Source organism: Stenotrophomonas lacuserhaii, from assembly GCF_039674585.1.
In the GTDB taxonomy this organism is placed as follows: Bacteria; Pseudomonadota; Gammaproteobacteria; order Xanthomonadales; family Xanthomonadaceae; genus Stenotrophomonas; species Stenotrophomonas pennii_A.
Map to the genome: position 1 here is coordinate 160,967 of NZ_JBDJNU010000003.1, position 24,171 is coordinate 185,137.

The 24,171-nt window shown below is 65.5% G+C and carries 19 protein-coding genes and 1 pseudogene; 4 read left to right on the forward strand and 16 right to left on the reverse strand.

What is annotated here, in order from left to right; genetic code table 11:
- The first annotated feature begins 9 nt into the window (after nt 1-9).
- Nucleotides 10-1,068 (forward strand): LacI family DNA-binding transcriptional regulator, encoded by a 1,059-nt coding sequence (locus ABE522_RS02320; RefSeq protein ID WP_346590265.1) that lies wholly within the window; start codon nt 10-12, stop codon nt 1,066-1,068.
- A gap of 14 nt (nt 1,069-1,082) precedes the next feature.
- On the opposite strand, the gene ABE522_RS02325 is transcribed toward ABE522_RS02320, so the two are convergent.
- The 8 genes from ABE522_RS02325 to ABE522_RS02360 all read right to left on the reverse strand — a co-directional run bounded on the left by ABE522_RS02325 (nt 1,083) and on the right by ABE522_RS02360 (nt 14,560).
- Nucleotides 1,083-3,647 carry an exo 1,3/1,4-beta-D-glucan glucohydrolase gene (locus tag ABE522_RS02325; protein WP_346590267.1) on the reverse strand — a complete coding sequence of 855 codons (2,565 nt, stop codon included), beginning with the start codon at nt 3,645-3,647 and terminating at the stop codon, nt 1,083-1,085.
- Complete coding sequence (locus ABE522_RS02330; RefSeq protein WP_346590269.1) at nt 3,644-5,053, reverse strand: sugar porter family MFS transporter; 1,410 nt, start codon at nt 5,051-5,053, stop codon at nt 3,644-3,646. The genes ABE522_RS02325 and ABE522_RS02330 overlap by 4 nt, the downstream gene beginning before the upstream one ends.
- A 47-nt stretch (nt 5,054-5,100) precedes the next feature.
- Entirely contained in the window at nt 5,101-6,435 is a 1,335-nt protein-coding gene (gene xylA, locus ABE522_RS02335) for a xylose isomerase (RefSeq protein WP_346590271.1), read from the reverse strand.
- A complete protein-coding gene (xylB, locus tag ABE522_RS02340) occupies nt 6,435-7,973 on the reverse strand; it encodes a xylulokinase (RefSeq protein WP_346590272.1) in 1,539 nt (512 codons plus the stop codon). The genes xylA and xylB overlap by 1 nt, the downstream gene beginning before the upstream one ends.
- Before the next feature lie 63 nt (nt 7,974-8,036).
- Nucleotides 8,037-9,566, reverse strand: coding sequence for a tryptophan halogenase family protein (locus tag ABE522_RS02345; RefSeq protein WP_346590274.1), 1,530 nt, complete (start codon nt 9,564-9,566; stop codon nt 8,037-8,039).
- A 13-nt stretch (nt 9,567-9,579) separates the two neighbouring features.
- Nucleotides 9,580-10,581 carry a cupin-like domain-containing protein gene (locus ABE522_RS02350; protein WP_406846284.1) on the reverse strand — a complete coding sequence of 334 codons (1,002 nt, stop codon included), beginning with the start codon at nt 10,579-10,581 and terminating at the stop codon, nt 9,580-9,582.
- 21 nt (nt 10,582-10,602) lie between these two features.
- On the reverse strand, nt 10,603-11,361 hold the full coding sequence (locus ABE522_RS02355) for a SapC family protein (protein ID WP_346590278.1): 759 nt from the start codon (nt 11,359-11,361) through the stop codon (nt 10,603-10,605).
- A gap of 67 nt (nt 11,362-11,428) precedes the next feature.
- On the reverse strand, nt 11,429-14,560 hold the full coding sequence (locus ABE522_RS02360; RefSeq protein WP_346590280.1) for a TonB-dependent receptor: 3,132 nt from the start codon (nt 14,558-14,560) through the stop codon (nt 11,429-11,431).
- Nucleotides 14,561-14,966: 406 nt separating this feature from the next.
- On the opposite strand from ABE522_RS02360, the gene ABE522_RS02365 reads away from it, so the two are divergent.
- The 3 genes from ABE522_RS02365 (at nt 14,967) to ABE522_RS02375 (ending at nt 17,616) form a co-directional block, all read left to right on the forward strand.
- The gene (locus tag ABE522_RS02365; protein WP_406846288.1) at nt 14,967-15,974 is read left to right on the forward strand and encodes a LacI family DNA-binding transcriptional regulator; all 1,008 of its coding nucleotides are present in this window, start codon (nt 14,967-14,969) and stop codon (nt 15,972-15,974) included.
- 187 nt (nt 15,975-16,161) lie between these two features.
- Nucleotides 16,162-16,959 carry an MBL fold metallo-hydrolase gene (locus ABE522_RS02370; RefSeq protein WP_346590283.1) on the forward strand — a complete coding sequence of 266 codons (798 nt, stop codon included), beginning with the start codon at nt 16,162-16,164 and terminating at the stop codon, nt 16,957-16,959.
- A 69-nt stretch (nt 16,960-17,028) separates the two neighbouring features.
- The gene (locus tag ABE522_RS02375; RefSeq protein ID WP_346590285.1) at nt 17,029-17,616 is read left to right on the forward strand and encodes a hypothetical protein; all 588 of its coding nucleotides are present in this window, start codon (nt 17,029-17,031) and stop codon (nt 17,614-17,616) included.
- Between the two features lie 18 nt (nt 17,617-17,634).
- Here ABE522_RS02375 and ABE522_RS02380 read toward each other — a convergent pair whose 3' ends face one another.
- From ABE522_RS02380 to ABE522_RS02415, 8 genes and pseudogenes are all read right to left on the reverse strand, one after another.
- On the reverse strand, nt 17,635-18,330 hold the full coding sequence (locus tag ABE522_RS02380) for a hypothetical protein (protein WP_346590287.1): 696 nt from the start codon (nt 18,328-18,330) through the stop codon (nt 17,635-17,637).
- A gap of 115 nt (nt 18,331-18,445) precedes the next feature.
- The gene (locus ABE522_RS02385) at nt 18,446-18,715 is read right to left on the reverse strand and encodes a hypothetical protein (RefSeq protein ID WP_042612885.1); all 270 of its coding nucleotides are present in this window, start codon (nt 18,713-18,715) and stop codon (nt 18,446-18,448) included.
- 286 nt (nt 18,716-19,001) lie between these two features.
- A complete protein-coding gene (locus ABE522_RS02390; RefSeq protein WP_346590289.1) occupies nt 19,002-19,547 on the reverse strand; it encodes a hypothetical protein in 546 nt (181 codons plus the stop codon).
- Nucleotides 19,525-19,917 (reverse strand): hypothetical protein, encoded by a 393-nt coding sequence (locus ABE522_RS02395; RefSeq protein WP_346590290.1) that lies wholly within the window; start codon nt 19,915-19,917, stop codon nt 19,525-19,527. The genes ABE522_RS02390 and ABE522_RS02395 overlap by 23 nt, the downstream gene beginning before the upstream one ends.
- 334 nt (nt 19,918-20,251) lie before the next feature.
- On the reverse strand, nt 20,252-21,634 hold the full coding sequence (locus ABE522_RS02400) for an aldehyde dehydrogenase family protein (protein ID WP_346590292.1): 1,383 nt from the start codon (nt 21,632-21,634) through the stop codon (nt 20,252-20,254).
- Nucleotides 21,635-21,663: 29 nt separating this feature from the next.
- Nucleotides 21,664-23,319: an acetolactate synthase large subunit gene (locus ABE522_RS02405; protein WP_346590293.1), complete on the reverse strand. Its 1,656-nt coding sequence runs from the start codon at nt 23,317-23,319 to the stop codon at nt 21,664-21,666.
- A 97-nt stretch (nt 23,320-23,416) separates the two neighbouring features.
- Nucleotides 23,417-23,998 carry a hypothetical protein gene (locus ABE522_RS02410; protein ID WP_346590308.1) on the reverse strand — a complete coding sequence of 194 codons (582 nt, stop codon included), beginning with the start codon at nt 23,996-23,998 and terminating at the stop codon, nt 23,417-23,419.
- Between the two features lie 35 nt (nt 23,999-24,033).
- A pseudogene (locus ABE522_RS02415) lies at nt 24,034-24,171 on the reverse strand (IS3 family transposase); the annotation flags it as partial.

Here is a 24,171-nt window from a genome sequence, read left to right on the forward strand (position 1 = left end):
GAGCGCGTATTGGAGAAGCCGAAGAAATCGGTCCGCCGCAAAACCAGTGGCGTGACGATCGACGAAGTGGCGGCCTTGGCCGGGGTCTCGCCGATGACCGTATCGCGCGCGATCAACCAGGGCAAAGTCCGCGATGTCACCCGTGAGCGCGTGATGCGCGCGGTGCGTGAACTCGGCTACACGCCCAACCTCGCCGCCAGTTCGCTGGCCGCCGCACAGCACACGCGCATCGCACTGATCTACACCGATCCCAGTGGTGCCTACCTGCGCGAATTGCTGGTCGGGCTGCTGCGCGTGGCGTCGGGCGCCGCGATCCAGCTGGTCGTCGATTACTGGGACGATCTGGGCCCTGCCGCAGAGCGCAGGTCGGCGCGTGCGCTTGCCGGCCGGGTCGACGGGGTCATCCTGCCGCCGCCGCTGTGCGAGTCGCAGCCTGCGGTGAACGAGTTGCTCAGGGCGGGCATCCCGGTGGTCGCGATCGCATCGGGCCACCTCGGCAACGACATTTCCTGCGTGCGCATCGACGACTTCCACGCCGGCAGGGAACTGGCCGAACACTTGATCCAGCACGGCCACAGCCGCATCGGCTTCATCTGCGGGCGCAGCGACCTCAGCGCAAGCGCGCGGCGCTACGACGGCTTCGTCAGCGCGCTGCATGACGCAGGGCTGGAAGTCGACCCCGCCCTGGTCCAGCAGGGCGACTACACCTACCGCTCCGGGCTGGCCGCCGCCGAGAAGCTGCTGCGCCACCGTCGGCCGCCCACCGCGATCTTTGCCAGCAACGACGACATGGGGGCGGCGGCGATCTCCGTTGCCCACCGACGCGGCCTTGAGGTGCCCCGCGACCTGTCGGTCGTCGGTTTCGATGACACCTCGGCCGCAACCACCGTCTGGCCCGAGCTCACCACTGTCCATCAGCCGATCGCCTCGATGGCCGATGCCGCGGTCGAAATCCTGCTGCGCACCATCCGCCGCCGGCAGCAAGGCGTACGTGTACTGACTGACCACGTCGTGCCCCACCGCCTGGTGGTGCGCGATTCGGTCGCGCGTCCTCCCGGGCCTCCCTAGCGCAGCACGCACCGTCACGCGCCTGTGCACTCGATGGTGGTCTCCGCCTCGTTCAGCGCCCCGAGCGCTACGCGCGACACCGCCAGTGTCATCTTCCCCGCCGCGCCGATCGACCAGGGGCGATCCAGCTTGCCGACATCCGCACCCGCGGCGGCAAGGCACTTCAGCGGCACCCCTACGCGTGTCCATTGGCCTGCCGGCAATCGCCCCAGCGTGGGACCGATCGCGATGCGCGCCGTGCAACCCGTGCCGCAGCCCGCCGACAGCCAGGCATCGCCCTGCGGTGCGGAATCCACCCGCAGGGTGGTCAACAGCATCAGGTCGCCGTTGCTCTCGCGCTGCAAATCCAGCGCCGTGTGCGATTGCAGTGCGACAGTCGCCTCGGCCTTGCCCGACCAGCTGAGCCGGCGCCCGTCTTCCTGCGCCAGATGATCCACGCCGGCAACCGTGAGCAGGTCGGACGCGAGGGCATCCGGCACCTTCGTGACCGTCACGCCCTGCCCTGTGTCGTCTTCCAGTCGCAGCGCCATGCCGGGGCCGGCGTCACCGCGTGCGAAGAACACACCGACCGCCCCTTCCTTGCCGGTCACGCCTGAAATTTCCGGCAGCAGGGCCAGTGCTCCGTTGTCGGCGTAGGTCATCCCGAAGCCGAACGGGAACAGCGGGTTGTAATCCTTCTGGCCCACGTTGTTGGCGTACTGGGTCGCCGTGCGCGGCCAACTGAAGCTCAAGGTGCCTTTGAAGTCGTGCTGGACATTGCCATCGGGACCGCGCAGCAGTACATCGGCGATGCCCGCGCCCTCCGAGCCCGGCAGCCATGCCGCGACGAAGGCATCGGCGGCATTGAGCTCACGGTTGACCCACAGCGGGCGTCCGCTGAGGAACACCGCGACAACGGGAATGCCATCGGCTTTCAGGCGCTTGAGCAGCGCCAGGTCCGCATCGTCGCCCGGCTTGTACGCCAGCGTCGGCAGATCGCCCTGGAACTCGGCGTACGGGTTTTCCCCGAACACCACCACGGCTGCATCCGGTCGGGTCGCATAGCGTCCGTCAACCGCAAGTTCGGCGTGACCACCGGCCGCCTTCACCTGCTGCGCGATGCCCTCGAAGATGCTGTCTGCATTCGGGAAATCCTTGCGCGTCGTGCCGGTGCCCTGCCAGTTGAGCGTCCATCCGCCGGCCTGCTTGCCGACATCGTGGGCACCGTCACCGGCCACCAGGATGCGTTGCTTCGGCGACAGCGGCAGCACGCCGCCCTGGTTCTTCAGCAGCACCAGCGACTCGCGCACTGCCTGCCGGGCGACCGCGCGATGGGCCGGTGCACCGATCAGCGCGAACTGGCCGCCGACCGCACGCGAAGACGGTTTCCCCGCCTCGAACAAGCCCAGGCGCAGCTTGACCCGCAGGATGCGACGCACCGCGTCATCCAGGCGTTGCGGGCTGATGGTGCCGGCCCTGGCCGCCGCCAGCGTGGTCTCGTAGAAGCCCTTCCAGCTGTCCGATGCCATCGCCATGTCCAGGCCGGCGTTGATGGTGGCAGGGCAGTCCGTGGTGGTGCAGCCCTTCACCTGCCCGTGGCCGTTCCAGTCGCCCACCACGAATCCACCAAAGTTCATGCGATCCTTCAGCGCATCGGTCAGGTATGGCTTGTGGCCGTGCATTTTCTCGCCGTTGACGCTGTTGAACGACGCCATGACGGTCTGTGCGCCTGCGGCAATGGCGGGCGGATAGCCGGCCGCGTGGATGCGCACCAGCTCGGTTTCATCGATCCGGGCATCGCCCTGGTCTTTGCCATCGACGGTCCCGCCATCACCGAGGAAATGCTTCACCGAAGCGATCACGTGGCGCCCGTCGAGGAAGGTGGGCGAGCCCACCTTGCCCTGCAGGCCTTCGACCATTGCAGCGGCGTAGCTGGCCACCACCTCCGGCGACTCGGAATAGCCTTCGTAGGTGCGTCCCCAGCGATCGTCCTGCGGTACCGCCACGGTCGGTGCGAAGGCCCACTCCATCCCGGTCACGCGGGTCTCCAGTGCGGTGATCTCGCCGATCCGGCGCAGCAGTTCCGGATTGCGGGTCGCGCCCAGGCCGATGTTGTGCGCGAACAGGGTCGCGCCGATGATGTTGCTCTGCCCGTGCACGGCGTCGATGCCGAACAGCACCGGGATCGCCTTGCCGCCGTGCGAGGTGTCCATCGACGCGGCATGGAAATCATCGGCCAGTGCCAGCCATTGCGCAGGCGAGGCATCGTAACGGCCGCCGGGGTCCGAGTTGCCGCCTGCCAGGATGGAACCCAGCCGGTAGCGGCGCACGTCGTCCGGGGTGACGCTGGCGATGTCCCCCTGCACCAGCTGGCCGACTTTGTCCTCCACCGTCAGGGTAGCCATGAGGTCGGTGATGCGTTCCTCCAGGGCCGCATCCTCGGCCAGCGGCCAGGCGACCTGCGGCCACGGATCCGGGTCGGCCGGCGCAGCTGCAACGGGTTTCCCCTCGTTCCCGCAGGCCGCCACGGCCAGCACCAGCGCGGCCAGCAGTACGCCACCACGGGCCTGCATGAAGCGTCGATTCGTCATCGTGTTCATCCTTCCATCTGCTCCAGTTCCTTGCCCTTGGTTTCGTGCACGAACCGCAGCACGAAGAACACCGAGATGACCGCCGCCACCAGGTAGAGGCTGTAGGTTGCGGCCAGCCCGATGGCGGCCAGCAGGATCGGGAAGGTCACCGTCACGGCGAAGTTGGCGGTCCATTGCGCCGCACCAGCCACCGCCAGCGCCGAGCCGCGGATCTGGTTGGGGAACATCTCGCCCAGCATCACCCACATCACCGGACCCCAGGAGACGTTGAAGAAGACCACGTAGGCATTGGCAGCCACCAGCGCCAGCGTGCCCATGCCGCCGGGCAGCTGCAGGCGCCCATCGACCAGCGAGCCGCTGGCGAAGGAAGACACCAGCAGCGCCAAGGCCACCGCCATGCCGGCCGAGCCGACCCACAGCAACGGCTTGCGCCCGATGCGGTCGATCAGCAGCACGGTCACGATGCAGGCGCCGATGCTGAGCGCACCGGACAGGATGTTGATCAGCAGGGCGTCGTTCTCAGAGAAGCCGACCGCCTGCCAGAGCACGGCGCCGTAGTAGAACACCACGTTGATGCCAACCAGTTGCTGGAAGGTCGCCAGGCCGATGCCCACCCAGACAATCGGGCGGACGCTGCCGCTGGCCTTGTCACGCAGGTCCGAAAGCCTCGGGCGATGGTGGTCGGTCGACAGCGAGGCATCGATCTCGGCCAGCTTGGCCTGCGCTTCGGCCGCGCCGAACAGCCGCCCAAGCACCTGCAAGGCCTCGTCCTTGCGGCGCTTCACCATCAGGTAGCGCGGGCTTTCTGGAATGGCCAACAGCAGCACCAGGAACAACAGCGAGGGTACCGCCTGCATCCAGAACATCCAGCGCCAGGCCGCATGGCCTGCCCACAGCGGCTCGGTCGAGGCACCTGCGGTGGCCGCCAGCAGATAGTTGGACAGGAACGCGGCCGTAAGTCCGCTGATGATCGCGATCTGTTGGACCGTGGCCAGGCGGCCACGGTAACGCGCCGGCGCGACTTCGGCGATGTACGCCGGGGAGATCACGCTGGCCGCGCCTACCGCGAAACCGCCCAGTACCCGCGCGATGATGAACATCGCCGACGACGGGGCTGCACCGGCGCCGATCGCCGACAGCAGGAACAGCACCGCCGATACGATCAGCACGTTGCGGCGGCCAAGGCGATCGGCCAGGCGGCCGGCGCTGAAGGCGCCGAACGCGCAGCCCAGCAGCATCGAGGCGATCTCGAATCCCTGCATCCATTCGCCGGACTTGAACGTCTGGTGCAGTCCGTCCTGGGTGCCATTGATCACGCCGCTGTCGAACCCGAACAGGAATCCGCCAATCGTCGCCACCACGCTGATCAGGACGATCAGTCGGGTGTTCTCGCCGCTGTTCACTGCCTGTTGCATTGCCCTGCCCCTCCCCGGTTGGGTTCCATCGACGCGAGCTTGCGCGGTCAGCGCAGCAGGTACTGGTTGATCAGGTTTTCGTAGCGCTCCTGCTTGCCGCTGACCTGCCTGGGCTCGCCGCCCTTCGCACCCTGCGCGGCCAGTTCGGCAAGGCTGAGCGCGCCACTTGCGAATGCCTTGCCGGTACCACTGTCGAAGCTGGCGTAACGCTCCTTCCGCCACTGTTCCAGCGGCGACTCGTTGATCAGCGCGTGGGCGACTTCCAGCCCATGGGCGAACGCATCCATGCCACCCACGTGTGCGATGAACAGGTCTTCCAGGTCGGTCGATTCACGGCGCACCTTGGCATCGAAATTGAGGCCGCCCTCCAGCCCGCCCTGGCGCAGCACCACCAGCATCGCGCCGACCGTGTCGTACAGATCGGTGGGGAACTGGTCGGTATCCCAGCCGTTCTGGGCATTGCCGCGGTTGGCATCGATGCTGCCCAGCAGCCCGTGGTCCGACGCGACCTGCAGATCGTGCTCGAAGGTGTGGCCGGACAACGTGGCGTGGTTCGCCTCGATGTTGAGCTTGAAATCCTTGTCCAGGCCGTGTTCCTTCAGGAACCCGACCACCGTGGCACTGTCGAAGTCGTACTGGTGTTTCATCGGTTCCATCGGCTTGGGCTCGATCAGGAAATTGCCCTTCAGGCCGATGCTGCGGCCATGGTCGCGCGCCATGGTCAGGAAGCGTGCAAGGTGGTCGACTTCGCGCTTCATCTGCGTATTGGCGAGGGCGGCATACCCTTCGCGGCCACCCCAGAACACGTAATGTTCGCCGCCCAGTTCAACGGTTGCTTCCAGCGCCGCCTTCACCTGTACGGCGGCCCGCGCCACCACCGCGAAGTCCGGATTGGTGGACGCACCGTTCATGTAGCGCGGGTGCGAGAACAGATTGGCCGTGCCCCACAGCAGCTTCATGCCGGTGTCGTCCTGGCGGGCCTTGGCCAGCGCCACCATGTGCTTGAGGTTCTTTTCGTAGACACCGACGTCGTCGGCGTCCGGTGCCAGGTCGATGTCATGGAAGCACCAGTACGGCACGCCCAGCTTGGTGAAGAACTCGAACGCCGCGTCCAGCTTCGCCTCGGCGCTGGCCATCGGCGAACCGGCTTCCCAAGGGAAATGCCGGGTACCCGGGCCGAACGGATCATGCCCGGCATTGCAGAAGGTGTGCCAGTAGCAGACCGCGAAGCGCAGGTGCTCCTGCATCGTCTTGCCCCCGACGAGCTTGTCCGCGTCATAGACCTTGAAGGCGAGCGGGTTGTCCGACCCCCGTCCTTCGAAGGGGATGCGGCCGATGCCGGGGAAGTATTCCTTGCTGCCGATGAAGGGCTGGGTGGTCATTAGGGGTCTTCCTGTCGTTGTGCGGGGTGTGGCGTTGAGGGGGATCCGTCGCGATACAGCGGCGTGATGGCATCGAGGTGGCGCAGGAACCGTGCATAGGCGGTGGCGTAGGCCTGCATGCGCGCCGGGTCCGGTCGTGCGGACCGGAGTGGGTCCAGCGCCACGTGCTGGTCGGCGATCTCGGCGATCGAGGTGGCTTCGCCCCGCGCGTGGCCCAGCGCCCACACCGCCTGCAGCGCCGCACCGAACGCGGCGCCTTCAGGTTGGGTGGGTACGTCCACCGGCAGGCCGAACACATCGGCCACCAGTTGCCGCCACTGCGTGCTGTTGCTGCCGCCGCCGGTCAGCACGATGGAATCGAACGACATGCCCGCGCGTACGAAGGCATCGAAGCCGTACTTCAGGCTGTAAGTGGCCCCTTCCATCGCCGCGCGATAGAGGTGTGCAGGCGTCATGTTGATGGTGTCCAGCCCGGCCAGCATGCCTTTGCCGAACGACAGGTCCGGCGTGCGTTCGCCATTGAGGTACGGCAGCATCACCAGCCCGTCTGCACCGGGCGGAGTCGCTCGCAGGTGAGCGTCGCCGTCGCGCGTGCTGAAGCCGAAAGCCGACGCGACCTGCTCGGTCGCCACGGTGCAGTTCATCGTGCAGATCAGCGGCAGCCAGCCGCCGGTGGACGAACAGAAGGCCGCCCATGCCCCGTCCGGATCGACCACGGGTGTATCGGAGTAAGCGAACAGCGTGCCCGAGGTGCCCAGGCTCATCGCCAGCCGCCCCGGCACCACGCAGCCGGTGCCGATGGCCGCCATCATGTTGTCGCCGCCTCCGACAGCCACTTTCACCGTCGCCGGCAGCCCCAACGCCGTCGCCGTGGCGGGGTCGATGTCGAACACTTCTTCGGGCCCGGCGATGCGTGGCAGGCAGGCCGCAAGATCGCGCTCGGGATCGGTCGCATGCAACAGCTCGCTCGACCAGGTGCGGGTACGTACGTCCAGCCAGCCCGTGCCGGACGCATCCCCGTACTCGCAGAAACGCTGTCCGGTCAACACGAAATTGAGGTAATCGTGGGGTAGCAGGATGCTCGCAAGCCGGGCATAGGCCTCGGGCCGATGGGCCTTGGTCCATGGCAGCTTGGAAGCCGTGTACCCGGTGAGGACGGGGTTGCCGGCCAGCGCGATGGTGCGCGCCCTGCCGCCTGCCGCCTGCATGATCTGCCCGCACTCGGCCGAGGTGCTGGTGTCGCACCACAGCTTGGCCGGTGCCAGCACCTCACCGGCCGCATCGACCGCCACGAACCCGTGCTGCTGGCCCGAAACGGCCAGCGCGCCAATGCGCGAGCGCAGCGCGGGCTCGATGTCGGCGAAGCAGGCGTGCAGTGCCGCGACCCAGTCTGCCGGCTGTTGTTCCCGGCTGCCGTCGGCACCGCTGGCCAGCGCCAAGGGCGCGCTGGCGCTGGCCACCACGTTGCGCCCGGCAGGGTCGTAGACCACCACCTTCAGGCTTTGCGTACCCGCGTCGATTCCGGCAACCAGATCCATCGTTTCCATCCGTCTTGGCTTGAAGGTAGCGCTACCAATCAGCGGCAACAGCATGTCGGGCGGCTATGTCACCGCCATGCCCGGTTGCCATGCCTGCGCCGACGCGTTGCAGTAGCGCTCGATGAACGCGGCCTGCGACGGCATCTTCGCCACCTCCTGCTGCACCGGCCGACGGATGCGCTCCAGCAGCGTGCGCAGGTCCGCATCGCTGATGGCGCGCGACAGCGGATGCGGCGGTCCCGGCTGGATGCCCTGCCCGGTCAGGACGCTGGTCCACGAGTCGACCCGGAACAGTTCGCCGGGGTCCTGCCAGGCGTGGGCGCGCTCGCGCCACGCGCGCAGGCGAACCTGCAGCGACTCCGGCAGTGCCATCTCCCGACACGCTTTCCACATCGGCTCGTCGCGCTGGTTCGCGTGGTAATGCAGGATGATGAAATCGCGAACGTGCTCCATTTCCTGACGGCTGACATCGTTGTAGAGCGCCATCAGCGATGGGCTGATGCCCTCCAGCGGGAACAACTGGATCAGGCGCACCACCGCGCTGATGGTCAGGTGGATGCTGGTGGATTCCAGCGGCTCGATGAACCCACTGGCAAGCCCCAGCGCCACCACATTCCTGTTCCATGCCTTCAACCGGCGCCCGCTGCGGAACGGCACCAGCCAGGGGTCACGCAGGGGCCGGCCCTCGATGTCGCGCAGCAGCTTGGCCTGCGCCTCGTCATCGGACATGTGGCGGCTGGAAAACACCAGCCCACAGCCCACCCGGTGCTGCAGCGCGATATGCCAGCGCCAGCCGGCCTCGTGTGCGATGGCGCGCGTGTACGGCACCGGCGGATCCACCGACTCGGTCTGTACCGCAACGGCGCGATCGCTGGGCAACCATTCGTGCCAGTCTTCATAGCCGGTGTGCAGGGTCTGCTCGGTCAACAGCCCGCGGAAGCCGGTGCAGTCGATGAACAGGTCGCCCTCGATGACCTGTCCGTCTTCAAGCACCAGCGATGCCACCGCGCCGTCATGGGCGTGCTGGCGGACTTCGCGGATCTTGCCTTCCACCCGGCGCAGGCCGTTTGCTTCGGCCTTGCCACGCAGGAACCTGGCGTAGAGACTGGCGTCGAAGTGATAGGCGTAGCTGGCCTGCGGCTGGGTCTGCAGCGAGAACCGGTCTTCCAGCGAGGCCGCACTTTCCAGGCAGAATTCGCCCAGGTCCGAGGGCATGCCCCGGCGCAGGCTCTCCAACCAGAAATGGTGGAACGGCGTGGCCCAGGTACCCTGCCCGATCGTGCCGAACGGATGGATGAAACGGTCCCCGGGGCGACGCCAGTTCTCGAACGAGATCGAGAGCTTGAACGTACCGGCCACCGCGCGCAGGAACTCCTGCTCGTCGATCTGCAGGAAGCGGTGGAACATGCGGATGGGCGGCACGGTGGATTCGCCCACGCCGACGGTACCGATCTGCTCGGACTCCACCAGAACGATGTCCAGCTGATCGCGGAACTGGTGGGCCAGCGCGCAGCCGGCAAGCCAACCGGCAGTGCCACCGCCGGCGATGACGACCTTGCGGATCCGCCCTTCTGTTGTGTCCACAGCGTTCAATGCGATGTCCCCATCAACGGTTGAGTAGCGCCAGAAGCCGGGCGCGCATGCGCCGTGCCTGGGTCGTATCGAACGGTGCCAGCTCGCCCCTGGCGGCTTCGGGCAGATGCTGCCCGGCGCGCTCGGCGGGGCCGAATACGTAGTAGTCGAAGATCGCCGCCCAGGCCTGTTTCTCACGCGGTGGCAGATCACGCAGGGCCCACATCGCATGCTGCAGCGCCGGCAGGGGCGAGGCCAGCATGTTCGGCGAACGGCGCCACCAGTAGTTCACCAGCACATTGAACGGCTCCAGGCTGCGCACGTGGTGCCACCACAGGCTCGGGATGAAGATGGCATCACCGGGCCCCAGTTCGGCGCACTGCGCACTTGCCAGGGCATCACGGAAACGGGGGTGCAGACTGAAATCCGGGCGGTCGAAATCCACCACGCTGACCGCCTGCCCGCCGGGGGTGGGATCCATCGGGCCCGGGTAGAGGTTGTCGATCTGCTCGGGCGGAAACAGGGTGAACCGGCGTCGGCCGACCGTGCAGCACGCCAGGTTCTGCGGGGTGTCGTAGTGGCAGGAGGCCGTGACCCGGTTGCCGATCCAGATGCTGGCCAGCGCCTCGATGCCCTGCCCGGCCAGCCCGGCGTCGTTGTGCTCAGTGAACCCCGGCAGCGCACGTGCGACCGGCAGCGAGGCGACGTAGTAGGTCGGCGGGCTGGGCGAAGCGAGATGGTCGGAGATCGCCTCCAGGACCTCTGTCAGCACGCCGCGCCGGACCTCCACGTTCAACGCGGTGAAGTCCGCTGTGTAGAACGGTCGCCCTTCAATGCCGGCATCGCCGAAGGAATATGGGACCGGCAATCCTGCATCGAAGCGGCGCAGGTACGCCATGGCCTCGTGGGGGCCGCGCAAGCCGGCCTGCACCAGGCCCCAGTCGCGCACGATGCCACGCAGCACCACCGGCTCGCCAGCGTCCACCAGCGCCTGCAACGGCAGCGCGCCGGGGTCCAGGCCTTCCAGTGTGCGCATGGCAACGGCCTCCCGCACCGCTCAGTTCCTGCCCGCCGTCGATGCAGCATCCTGCATGCGCAGGCGTCGTTGTTTTTCGGCGATCAGGCGGCGCATGTTGTGCAGCGACGCCAGCATCAGATAGGCCCCTTCCAGATAGCCGGCGCGGTTGAGTCCGGCCAACGCAGCGCCATCCAGCAGCGCCAGGCGATCACGGTCGATCGCGTGCAGCCCGTTGACCGTGAACCGATGCTCCGGGTCGACCTGCACATCCAGCGTGACCGGTTGGATCAGCCCGTGCGCGTCCAGCGCGGCGAACATGTCCGCGCCGAACGCGTGGCCATCGTGGATGCCGCGCAGTACGCTGGTGATGTGGTCCAGGTAAGGGGAGTTGCCCCCCTGCGGCAGGAACACCGGCTCACCCTCCATCGCGGTCACGCGCGGATGATCAAGATCCACGTGCAGCACCGCTTCGCGGCTGAGCGTGCCATCGATGTGGCGGTCCTGGAAGCCGATCAGGAACGGCCCCTTTGCCGCGGCCCCGGGCAGGTAGGAGGCATTCCAGTAGCCGTCCTGCAGGAACAGGTTCTCATGCTGCTCGAACCCGAGCAGCGCTACCGATTGCCAGGCGCCGCTGTCGGCATCGCGGCGCAGGAAGATGGGGTATTCCCGTTGCAGTTCGGCGAACTCGCTCGGATAGGCCGGCACCATGCCCACCGCGTCGCCGAATTCGGGCCCGAAGCCGGTGGCCACGCGCAGGTCGTGGTGGGCGATGTTGTTGAGCATTTCGTATCGCGACACGGTGTCGTCCTCTCCCAGCAGGAGCCTTGAACGGGTGCCGCCGGCAAGGCAGCGGCACCCCCACGGTTCAGAACCTGTAACGCACGCCGAGCATGTAACGCGGACTCTGGTCAGCCAGCTTCACGATCATCTGCGAGGTGCGCGAACGCCAGCGCACGTCCTCTCCGGTCAGGTTGATCGCCTCCAGGCCGAAGGACCAGTTTTCATCCAGCGTGTAGTTCACGCTGAGATCCCACTGGTCGTATTCTTCCACATAGTAGGGATTGCGACTGGTGCCCTGGTTGGCCAGGATCAGATACTGGTCACGCCAGTTCCAGGCCAGGCGTATCGACCATCCGTACTTTTCGTACATCAGCATGGCATTAGCGGTGTCGCTGAGGCCGGTGAGCGAGAACTGGTCTATGTTCGGATCACCCGCATCGTTGTAGCCCACGTCGCCGTTGACGATGGTGTAGTTGGCCAGCACGCCGAACCCGGTATCGCCGAAGAAGTACTGCCCACCGAGCTCCCAGCCACTCAGCTTGGACTCGTTCTGGTTGATCGGGCGGTTGACGTTGAACTGGTACAGCGGGTCGGCTGCGGTGCCATACAGGTCGTAGGCGGCTTCGGTGGACAGCACCTGCGCGTCTGTCCCGTTGTAGGCACCCAGGCCGGCGGGATTGTTGCGCAGCAGTGCCAGCGCGGTGAACAACGCGGTGTCGTTGGCATTGCAGGCCGCCGCATTCGCCGCACCCACCTGGGTAGCGCAGGCGCCGCTGGTGAGGAAGGCCAGCGCCGCCTGTGCATCCGGACCGGCAGTGGGATCGCGCAGTCCGTACAGGTTCTCCTGGACCACGGTGTTGCCGATGAAGTTGGCGACCCGCTTGTTCCAGTACGTGACCGACACGTAGCTCGCATCCGCGAAGTACCACTCCAGTGCCATGTCGAGGTTGTCCGACTCCAGCGGCTTCAGCTGCGGGTTCTGTGCGGTGCCGCTGGCGCGCGAAGACGGATCGATCAGCACCGAGCCGAACGGTTGCTGTGCGGTCGGGCCCGCGTAAAGGTTGCCGATCGGCGCGCGCGCGATGCTCTTGCCGAAGGACACGCGGCCCTTCAGGTCGTCCATGAGGTCGATGCTGAAGTCGAGGTTGGGCAGGACGTAGCTGTAGCTGTTCTTTTCGGTGAACGGCTGTTGCTCATCGGACAACACCACGCGGAAGTCATTGTTGGACTGCCATTCGATGGCCTCCGGGATGGCGATGACCGAAGTGGACACCACATCGGTGGTTTCATAGCGCACGCCAAGGCGCGTATTGGTGTGCAACCCGCCCAGCTCGCCGTCCAGCTCGACCTGGAAATAGGCGGACTTCGTCTTCTCCTCCACCAGGTTGTCGGCGGCGCGCTGTGGGCTCACACCGAGACTGGCGCCATAGTTGTCCGCCGCCCACTGCGCGAGGCGGCCAGCATCGCCGCGCCAGGCGGTGAAGCTGTTGGCATTGAAGTCGTTGAACAACCCGACGATGTTGACCGGCTGCAGCAGGTCCATCAGCCCGTTGGCCACATCCCCGTCGACGTTGGCCACGCCCCAGTCGCCCAGGGTGTTGTAGTTCTCCGCTGCCTGGATGCGGTGGGTGGTCTGCTTGCTCGAATCCACGCCGAACTGGAAGCGACCCTTGTCGAAGCTCCACTCACCGTCGACGCGGCCCTGCTTGATCTCGCTGACCTGGGTCTGCGAATTGATGCGCAGCACCTGCGAACCGATCTCGCCCGGCACGAACCCCGGATTGACCACGCCGTTGACCTTGGCGAGGGCATCGGCCGTGCTCGGGTACCAGACCTGGGTGCCCACCGGCAGGCCGTTGTTGAAGTTCATTTCCTGCACCCAGGACCCACCGCAGTGCGGCCCGGTGGTGCAGTTGTTGGTACCGGCGATGCTGCTGAAGATGGAGCCGCCGCCGGTGAGCGGATCGTTCGGCCGGCTTTCGTTCTTGGAATCGTGCGCGTCGAAGCTCAGCTTGAACCGATCGGTGAGCTGCCACAGTGCATTGAAGCCAAGCGATCCCAGCTTGTACTTCTGCATGCTGCGCTGCTGCTCAAGCCCGAAATCCTTGGTGCCCGCGACCTCTCGGATGTAGATCGGCGTGGCTACCGCGCCGCTGGTGTCGAACTCGACGTCGGTGTAGTTGCTGTTCTGCAGCCACATGCCCTGTTCGCCACGGTTCTCGGTGATCTCGTTGGTCGAATAGGTGTAATCCAGGGTCAGCGTCACCGCGTCGGTCGGCGCGAACTGCAGCACGGCCTGGCCGTTGATGCGCTCGCGCTCGAACTCGGAAAACGCATAGCGGAGGTCGTTCGGGCGACCGTACAATGCGCCCACTGCCGGTGCATTGACCACCGTCGGGTTGCCCGGCAGCGTGCCGGTCCACGGCTGGATGTTCCAGTAATTGTTGGTGGCCTGCACCGAGCCACCCTTGCGCTTCTGGTAGCTGGCGCTCACCCCAACGCCGAAGGTCTTTTCCGGGTTGCTGTAGCTGAAGAGGCCGGACAGTTCCGGCGTCAGGTCGTCACCGAACGGCTGGCTCTCGTCGGAAACGATCTTCGCGCCGGCACTGGCGACGGTGCCCTCATGGTCGAAGGGTCGCGCGGTCAGGATGTTGATCGTGGCGCCGATGCCACCGCTGGGCACATTGGCCTGGCTGGTCTTGTAGACCTCGATGCCGTTGATGGCCTCGGCGGCAAGCTGGGCGAAGTTGAAGGCACGGGTACCGCCGTCGACACCGCCGATGGCGACCTGTCCGGATGCACCGAAGGCATCGGCGCCCGGCATCTGGCGCCCGTTGAGCGTGACCATGTTGAACTGCGGGCCAAAGCCTCGCGCCGTGACCTGCGCCCCTTCGCCATCACGGCGCTCGATGGAGATGCCGGTGATGCGCTGCAGTGACTCGGCGAGGTTGGTGTCGGGGAACTTGCCGATGTCCTCCGCGCTGATGGCATCCACCACGCCGGCCGAGTCGCGCTTGATATCCATCGCCTGGCTGAGGCTGTTGCGGATGCCGGTGACCTGCACGGCGTCCAGCTGGGTCGGGCTCGCCTGGCCCTGCTGCTGCGCCACGGGCGCCGGCGTGGCCGGGTCCTGCGCGAAGGCGGGATTGATGACCAGGACGCCGCCGACGAAGGTGAACATGGCCCTGGAGGTGAACTTCGCCAGCGTCCGGCTCATGGCAGAGCCCTCCAGCCGGGTATACGACGGACAGTAACAGCGCTCATGACTCTCCCCTCTGACATACGATCGAATGGATGCACCGCCCCTTCTGGGGCACGTACGGGCGACGCCCGTCTTCCAAACCGAACATCGCAGTGCGCGTTGCCTTCACTGCGACTCAAACTCGCTTGCGGATTTGCCAGAACAGCCGCGCGGTAAGGGGGGGGTACCTGCTGGCCTTACCCTGGCTCAGTGGTAGCGCTACCATCACGTCTCGGGCGCAGACTACTCACCCCGGATCGCGCTTGTCATCATGCAGCGCAGCAAAGGAGTTGATGGTTTGAAAAGTAGCCAAAAAGCGGTCCGTCGCAAGGCGAGCGCCGTCACCATCGATGACGTCGCCGCGCATGCGGGCGTTTCGCCGATGACGGTTTCACGTGTCATCAATGGCCATGCCGGCGTGCGTGAAGGCAACCGCGATCGGGTCATGCGCAGCGTGCAGGAACTGGACTACCGGCCCAACCCTGCCGCCAGTGCGTTGGCCGCCGCGCAGCACACCTGCGTCGCGTTGATCTACACCAATCCCAGCTCCAGCTATCTGCGCGAACTGCTGGTCGGCGCGCTGCGCGGGTCTACCCGGTCAGCGGCGCAGCTGGTGATTGCCAGTTGGGATGAGCTGGACAGCCAGGCGCGTCGGGAAGCGGCACGGCAGCTCTCCATCACGGTCTCGGGCGTGATTCTTCCGCCGCCGCTGTGCGAAACAAAGGACATCGTCGATGTGTTCGTCGACGCCGGCATTCCCGTGGTTTCCATCGCGTCCAGCCATTTCAGCGATCATGTTTCCTGCGTACGCATCGATGACCGCCAGGCTAGCCGGGACGTAATGTCGCATCTGCTGGCCCACGGGCACACGCGCATCGGCTACATCAAGGGCGATCCAAACCAGACCGCCAGCGCGCATCGATGGCAAGGCTACCGGGATGCACTGGCTGACGCCGGTATCGACTATGACGACTCCCTTGTCCAGCCCGGTTACTTTACCTACCGCTCCGGACTGGACGCAGCCGAACGGCTGTTGGCCCTGGATCAGCGCCCCAGCGCGATCTTCGCCAGCAACGATGACATGGCATCGGCCGTCGTTTCAGTGGCGCACCGGCGCGGCCTGGAGGTACCAGGCGATCTTTCAGTCGTTGGTTTCGATGACACGTCCGCCGCGACGATGGTGTGGCCGGAACTGACCACCCTGCACCAGCCCGTGGCAGACATGGCGGACAGCGCGGTGGAGATCCTGTTGCGGGAGATCCGCCGCACCGCCACCGCTGGGCGCGTGGCCGTCAACCAGGTGCTTGCGCACCGGCTGATCACGCGCGCGTCCGTTTCCGTGCCGTTGCCACCGAAGGAAACCGCGCCCCGTTCAACGCGCTCGGAATGACGTTGGCCGGCAATGTCGTGGCCCCGTGATGGAACGGCGCATCCGCAGTGACGCGGCACTGGCGCCGGCAGCACCGCGCGCTACATCGCGCTGCGCAGACTGGTTGCATCGCCCATCCTGCGAGGTACCGACGGTGCGCATCCACCATCTCAACTGCGTTTCCACATGCCCGCCCGGCGGCCGCCTCATGGACGGCCGCACGCACGGGGTGCTGCGGCGGGCACGCCTGTGCTGCCATTGCCTGCTGATCGCGACCAACCACGGCCTGGTGCTGGTGGATACCGGCTTTGGAACCCGTGACGTCACCCATCCTCGAGAGCGCCTCTCGCCGTTCTTCCGTGCGCTGCTGGCGCCCGACCTTCGCCAGTCGATGACCGCGCTCTCCCAGGTGCAGGCGCTGGGATGGTCGGCGCACGACGTGCGGCATATCGTGCTGACCCACCTGGATTTCGATCACGCCGGCGGACTGGACGATTTCCCCGATGCGGCGGTCCACGTGCTGGCCGCTGAAGCAGATACGGCGGGGAATCGCGGCCGGTGGCTGCAGCGGCAGCGCTTCCGCCCGCAGCAGTGGCCGCGCGTCGAACGCTGGCACCTGCACCGGGAAACCGCTGGCGAAGCATGGTTCGGGCTGTCCTTCGTCCGGCCCCTGCAGGGGCTGCCACCGGACATCCTGATGGTGCCGTTGCCGGGCCACACCCGTGGCCATGCCGGCATCGCGGTGCACAGCGAAGGCCGCTGGCATCTGCTCGCCGGTGATGCGTATTTCCACCAGGACGAACTGGAACCGGGCACGTATCGGTGCCCGCCCGGGTTGCGCGGCTACCAGTGGATGATGGAGCAGGATCGCCGCCAACGCCTGGCATCGCGGGATCAGGTGCGAAGCCTGCGGCGCCTGCATTCCCGTGGCGAACTGGAGATTTTCTGCTCGCACGACGTGGCCGAATTCGAGCGTCTTTCGGGTCGTCCGTTCAACCAGGCGTGAGCGGGTGCGCCCGGCAGACCGCAGGCGATGCGCTATCCTTGCCCGCCGCATGTCGACGCCCCTTTGGATATGAAAGAACTGGATGGAATTTCCCCTGCAAGCCTGACCGGCATACCGCTGCGGAGCCGGCGCGTGTGTCGGACCGGCGCGGCGCTGCTGGCGTTGGCCAGCCTGCCCGCGCTGGCTGCCACGCCGCTGGAACTGGCCCACGAGGTCAACACGGAAATCGTCACCAGGCAGGTCATCGAAGAGGGCCAGGCCTTCCTGCGCGCCTTTGGCAGCGGCGAAGGTGTCGCGGCTCCCGAGGATCCCCCCGCGTGCCGCGAAGCGATCCAGGCCGCGATGGCGGCACATCTGTCAGCCGGCGTGAGGCAGGTAGCCGAGGGAATCCAGGACCCTGTCCAGCAGGCCGGGTTCGATCAGCTGCTGGCGAGCGTCTACACCCCCGCCGAGCTGAAGGCGTTCCTCGGCCAGCGCGACCAGGTCGAGCTGCCCGAGCTGCTTGCCGCCGTGCTGGCTGCGCCCAAAGTGCGCGCCGCGCATGATGCGCGGATGGAGGCGTTCACGCTCGGCGAGCCGGATCCCGCGTCGCCGGAGGGCATGGGGCTGCAGCGTGCCAAGGAAACCTGCGAACGCCTGAGGGCGCAAGCGCGTTGAGTGTCTGCGCCGCGCGTATCAACGCGCGGCTTTTCCGCCGTTGTCCTTCATCGCGGCACGCGTCTGCGCGAACTCGGGAAACGTCTCGGCCATCGACGCTTTGTCCGGAAGCACATAGAACACGCCACCGCGCTCGAACGTGGTGCGGACGATCTGCTCGTAGAACGTCGGCGAGATGTTGATGCAGCCGTGGGTGACGCGGTTGTCATCGGGCGAGGCCGAAGCAAGTCGCTCGGCACGCTTCTCTGACGGTACGCCGGTGGTGATGGGATGCAGCGCGACGCCCGAATCGTAGTCGACCCAAAGCACGCGCCCTGCATCGATCGAGGGTCCGTAGCCGCCGATGAAGCGACCCGCAGGGGTCGTGCGGTCACGTCCCGGGATGGCCCGCAGGGCCAGGCCAGCGACGCCGGGCGCGGTGTGGTCACCGGTAGCCGACCCGAACAGCGCCGGCGCGGCACCGCGCAGTCGGCCTTCCCCGTCGAACACCAGGACCTGGGCAGCCGCCTTGTCCATGATCGCGAATGGGTAGCCTTGGCTGTCTTTGGACGCAACGACCCAGCCGGCCAGTTCGATCACGGTGTCCGACACCGTCTGGCCTTCCGGGAGTTCGTCGACCGCGGCGGCGGACTGCGCGGCGGCGTTCTTCGCGCTCACCGTGGCGGTGCACGCCAATGCCAGCGCAAGTGCCAGCGCACCGAAAACGGGCCGCATTCTGGAGGATGGATGAGTACCGATGGGACACTTCCTTTGAATCAGTTTCTACTGCTCCCGAGGAAACCAGTGGCCTGTGCAGGCCACTGGTGCCTGGTTCAAACGTACCGGGCGATCAACCGCGCGGCTTGCGGCGCGGCGCCTGCTCGAGCTGCTGGACGCGGCCTTCGATCTGGTCGAGGCGCTGGTTGGCCTGGGTGGCGGACTGATTGGCCGATTCGGCGCTCTGTGCGGCGCCCTGCACCTTCACGTCGAGCTGGTCGAGGCGCGAATCGATGCGTGCGAAGTCGTCCTTATAGGTGGCGCAGGCGCTCAGGCTCACGCCAGCGATAAGGGCGATACCAAGGTTGCGTGCGGTAGTCAGATTGGGTTTGCTGAGGAACATTTCACTGTCTCCTTCTTCGGGGGTGTTCGGACTATAGCGGCGTTTTCGGCTGTGCCAAGACCGACGTTCAGTTGATGCCGGGAGAAGTAGAGGGAATGTGAAAGTGACGCAATCCGCTCATCCACAGCTCATGTTCGCCCAGGACCAAACATCATCGATTGGCTCGCTCGATGTCATCCTTTTCCAGATCAGTGAGGTTCCGTGCTTCGGGTCCTGCCACGAAGTCCAGTGCCGCGCCGTCAGAGGCGGTTGATAGTGACCGCATGACTACGCAGGTCGATGCAACTCAAATGCCAACCAGATCTATTCCATCGCTTACAAAAGCACGCGAGTTGATCAGGCCTTCGATGAACTCCGCAACTTCGAGGAAATCATGCGATCTGATCCTATCCGGCGACCAGTATTGCCCGTGAGCGATCCAGTGCCGGAGCTTGAACGCGTTGTTGATGCGATCGTACTCCTGATGCGACAGGAACCCCTGCTGCTGCCAGCTTTTGATGATGTCCTCCATCAACCTGGCCTTGTTACGCTTCCGATTGAAGAGCTTGATCAACGTCTTGGAGAGGCCGTCCTTCAGCTTCAATTGTTTCCTGTTTACGTAATCCAACTTGAAGCAGGCTTCCAGAAACGCCAGGAGCGCCATCATGTCGCGAACTTCCTGCGTCTTGAGCGCCAGGATCCGTTGACGCTCGACCTCGGCCAGCGGTAGATCGAAATAGTCCGGATTCAAATTGGAGAAAAACAGGTCGATCGCTTCTTGCGCCATGGCGTGATGACCAACGACCTTCCCATAGTTCGGAACGTCCCGATTAGCGATGACGAGAGTGGCCATTGGTGGCCTCCATGATCGCTGACTGCAGGCTGATTGTTTCGATCGCGCTGTACCGGATCTTCGGCGGCAACGTCGAAATTTTCCACTGGTAAGGAGTCAGATCCAATGGCCCTCGCTTGGTCTCGCGAGGGCGGTCGCCGAACGTCGTGGTAACTGTAAAAATCGGCCGGTCAAGGTCGGGAAGAACAAGCACGAACCGGACGCTGCCGCGGACCCCTATGAGGTCGACGCGACCGGGCGAACCCAGCAGCATGGTTCCAATGGGTACGAATTGAACGCTGCTGCCGCCGAGATCTATGGTCAGGCCTGGTGCGTGGTACGTGCCCAGGGCTTCTTCCCTGAGCTCGGCTGTAGACCTGCTGACGTGCATGCTGCCATTCTCGGAGTATGGCCGCAGGATGTCAGTGACTTGGGCGTACAGTTCCTCGATCTTCCCCAGCCACTGCGTCTTACGCTCGGTCAGATTGCCATGCCGCTCCTTGTCGCTCCTCTGACTGGCAAGGAACTTGTCGAATTCGGGATTCCAGGATATGGACGGAGTGCCTTCGGCTGAGCTTCAGTCGATTGTCTCACGGCCGGACTGTCAAAAAAGGAGCAAAACCCGCTGGAGGTTTCGAACGACAACCCGCGTCATACCTGCCCAACCGCATCGCGCAGTCAGGCTTACAGGGACGCAACCATGAAGCCGATGCCGCCCACCAAGCTCAGCTTCTATGCATCAGGATCATTTTCTCCTGCGACATGTCCCGCATGGTGTACGGAATGCCGCCGGTGCCGTAACCCGATTCGCGGCGGCCTGCGAACGGCATCCAGTCGGTGCGGAACGCGGTGGCGTCATTGATCATTACTGCCGAGGCATCCAACCGGTTGGCTGCACGCAGGGCGATGTCGATATCCTGCGCGAAGATACTGGCCTGGAAGGCGGTCGGCAGCGAGTTCGCCCGGGCAATGGCTTCGTCCAGATCCGAATAGCGATACACCGCCACCACCGGTCCGAACACTTCCTGCGTGGTCACCCGCGCATCAGCGGCCGGATCGAGCAGCACGGTCGGCTGCAGCGTGGTCTCGGACAGCCGCTTGCCGCCGCTGGCGAGCGTCGCACCGCCCTTCACGGCTTCGTCGATCCACTCGGCCACCCGGTCGGCCTCGCGGGGCTGGATCAGCGGCCCCACGTCGGTGTCTTTCAGGGTGGGATCACCGGTACGCAGCCGTTCCACACGGGCAATCAGTGCCTCGGTGAAGTCATCGGCGATATCGTTGTGGACGAAGATGCGCTGGGTGGAAACGCACACCTGGCCGGCATGGTAATAGCCGCCCTTGACGATCGGCTCGATGATCCTGGACAGGTCCGCGCTGCGGTCGACAATGGCCGGCGCAACCCCGCCGTGCTCCAGTGCCGAGCGGGCGCCGTGTGCCAGCTTGCTGTGCAGCGACCACCCTACCCTGGCCGATCCGATGAAGCTCAGGAAGGCAACGCGCTTGTCGGTGGCCAGTGCCTCGGCCAGTTCGTTGCCTTCCGGCAGGAAGCTCTGGCACCACGGCTCGGGCAGCCCGGCTTGATGCACCATCGCCACGAAATCCAGGCACGACAGGGGCGTTGCCGATGCGGGTTTGATGATCACAGGGCACCCCACGGCGATTGCCGGGGCGACCTGGTGCACGATCAGGTTGAGCGGGTGGTTGAAGGCCGAGATCGCCGCCACGATACCGATGGGCTCGCGGGTGGTGAATGCCCAGCGTCCCACCGCCGCGGCTGAAAGACCCATCGGGATCTCCCGGCCGCCAAAGTTGCGCAGTTCGTCGGCGGCATTGTGGACGCCATCGATGGCGCGCGTGGTTTCAATGATGGCGTCCGGCAACGGTTTGCCACCCTCGCGTGCGATCTGCAACGCGAGGTGGTCGCGCTTGGCGTCCATCAACGCGGCCAGCCTGCGCAGGATCGCGATGCGCTCGTGCGGCGGCAGCCAGCCGTCGCGATCCTTGAACACCCGCTCGGCGGCGCTGAGCTTGTGTTCCAGTGCTGCGGCGGTGTCGAATCCGATTTCCGTGATGGGCGCGCGGTCGAAGGCCTGTACGACGGTCAGCATGTTGGGCTCCTTTCCAGGGTCACGGGCGGTCATGCGCAGCCCACGTCGGGCGTGCGGTTGCGCAGTTCATCCACCAGCACGCGGGTGTTTTCGGAATAGTCGATCGGCACATCCAGCACGTGCACGCCACCGCCGGCGAAGGCCGCTTCGATCAGCGGCACCAGTTCCCCCACGGCGGTCACCCGGCGGCCCTTCGCGCCGTACGCCTCGGCATACTTCACGAAATCCGGGTTGCCGAAGCGCATGCCGAAATCTTCGAAGCCATCCACGGCCTGCTTCCAGCGGATCATGCCGTAGGCGCTGTCGTTGAGGATCACCACGACCAGGTTGAGCCCCAGCCGCACGGCGGTTTCCATCTCCTGCGAGTTCATCATGAAGCCGCCGTCGCCGCACACCGCCACGACCCGGCGCTGCGGGTACAGCATCGCCGCCATCATCGCCGACGGCAGCCCGGCCCCCATCGTGGCGAGCGCATTGTCGAGCAGCAGCGTGTTGGCCACGTGTGTGCGGTAATTGCGGGCAAACCAGATCTTGTACATGCCATTGTCCAGGCAGACGATGCCATCGTCCGGCACGGCCTGGCGTACGTCGTGCACTATCCGTTGCGGGGTGATCGGGAAACGGTCTTCCTCGGCACGATCATTGAGCCGGGCGAGGATGTCCTGGCGCAGTCCGGTCATGCCTTCGTCGGTAGACAGGCGCCCTTCCAGCCGCTCTGCCAGGGCGTCAACCGAGGCGCCGATATCGCCCAGCACTTCGATATCCGGGTGGTAGACCTGCTCGACCGTGGCCGACTGGAAACTGATATGGATGACCTTCGGCCCGCCGCTGCTCTTCATCAGGAAGGGCGGCTTTTCGATCGTGTCATGGCCGATGGCGATGATCAGGTCGGCGCGCGCCACCGCCTCGTGGACATAATCCCCTTCGGACAGTGCCGCGGTGCCCATATAAAGGTTGGAGCCACCGGTGACGGCGCCCTTGCCCATCTGGGTGTTGAAGAATGGCAGGCGTGTGCGCGTCACGAACGCGGACAGCGCCTCGGTCAGCCACGGCCGGCTTCCGGCCGCGCCGATCATCACCAGCGGGCGCTTGGCCGCGAGGATGGCCGCTTCAGCCCGATCAAGCGCGGCAGGGGCCGCGATGGGCCGTTCCAGCGCATGGACGGGGATGACCGGGACATCCTCCACTTCCTCGCCGGCGATGTCCTCCGGCAGTTCCAGATGGACCGGCCCGGGCCGTTCTTCCATTGCCACACGGAACGCATCGCGCACCATCGCCGGGATCGAGGCCGGACTGACGATCTGCCGCGTCATTTTGGTGAGCGGCTTCATCGACGCCACGATATCCACGATCTGGAAGCGCGCCTGCCTGGCACTCATTACCGCTTTCTGGCCGGTGATGAGGATCATCGGCCACGCGCCCAGGTGGGCATAAGCTGCACCGGTGGAGAAGTTGAGCGCGCCCGGGCCGAGCGTCGCCAGGCACACGCCGGGCCTGCCGGTGAGCCGGCCGTGGGTAGCGGCCATGAAGGCGGCTGCCTGCTCATGGCGGGTGAGGACGAGTTCAATCGTCGAGTTTCGCAGCGACTCCAGGAAGTCCAGGTTCTCTTCGCCCGGCACGCCAAAAATGCGGTCTACGCCCTCGTTTTCCAGCGCCTTGACCAGTAGATCCGAGCCCTTCTGCATAGCGTCGATCCTTGCGGTGAGGATGCGACCACTATACGCCCGGGGTATTACGGGGAGTCTGGAACTGAATGGCGACGCGTGGAACGCTCTGTAATCACTACAAGGCGGGGCCCGCTCGCGCCGACTGCTCAGCCAATGAAGCTTCAAGCAGGTTCACATAGATCTCCAGCCTGCTGCGGATACCGACCAGAACCCAGCCGAGGGCATACAGCAGGACGATGCCGAAGATGAGCACAGCGGCGATCGGATTCACATCGAAGGCACCGGCCCAGTCACCCCACTTCCAGGTGCGAAGCTGCAGGTAGAGTGCCCCCAACACGGGGAAGAAGCCGAGCTTCTGCAGCCCGCCGAAGACCAGGCCCATCCGCTCCGTCATGCCTTGCCGAAGCGTGCTCGCAAACCGAAGCCGCTGCTCGCGCTCGTCTCTCGGGAATGCACTGAGCTGATCAACCAGATACGCCCAGTACGCGAAGTCACCATCCATCTCTGCCGCATGGGTCAGGCGAGGTTTGATGTACTGTCGCCCTTCCCGCTTGAGCATCAGCACGAACGACAGCAGGAACCCGACGATCTCGGTCAGCAGACACCCCATCAGGATCATGATCTGCGAGCCTGCGGGAAACAGGCTGTCTGGCAAGGCGGCAGTGAGCAGCCCCAGCCCGGTGGCCGCCACACCCACCATAATCCCGCCTTTTTCCTGGCCGCGTGCGCGTGCGCGTGCGCCAGCTCGCTGTCCGCCGATGCTCTTCCTGGATCAAGGCATCGATTTTTTTTAAGAAATCGGTCTCCGCACGCAGGTACGCGACTTCTTCAATGAGCTCCGCATGAGTCAGGTCCTGAATCGGCTTTCGC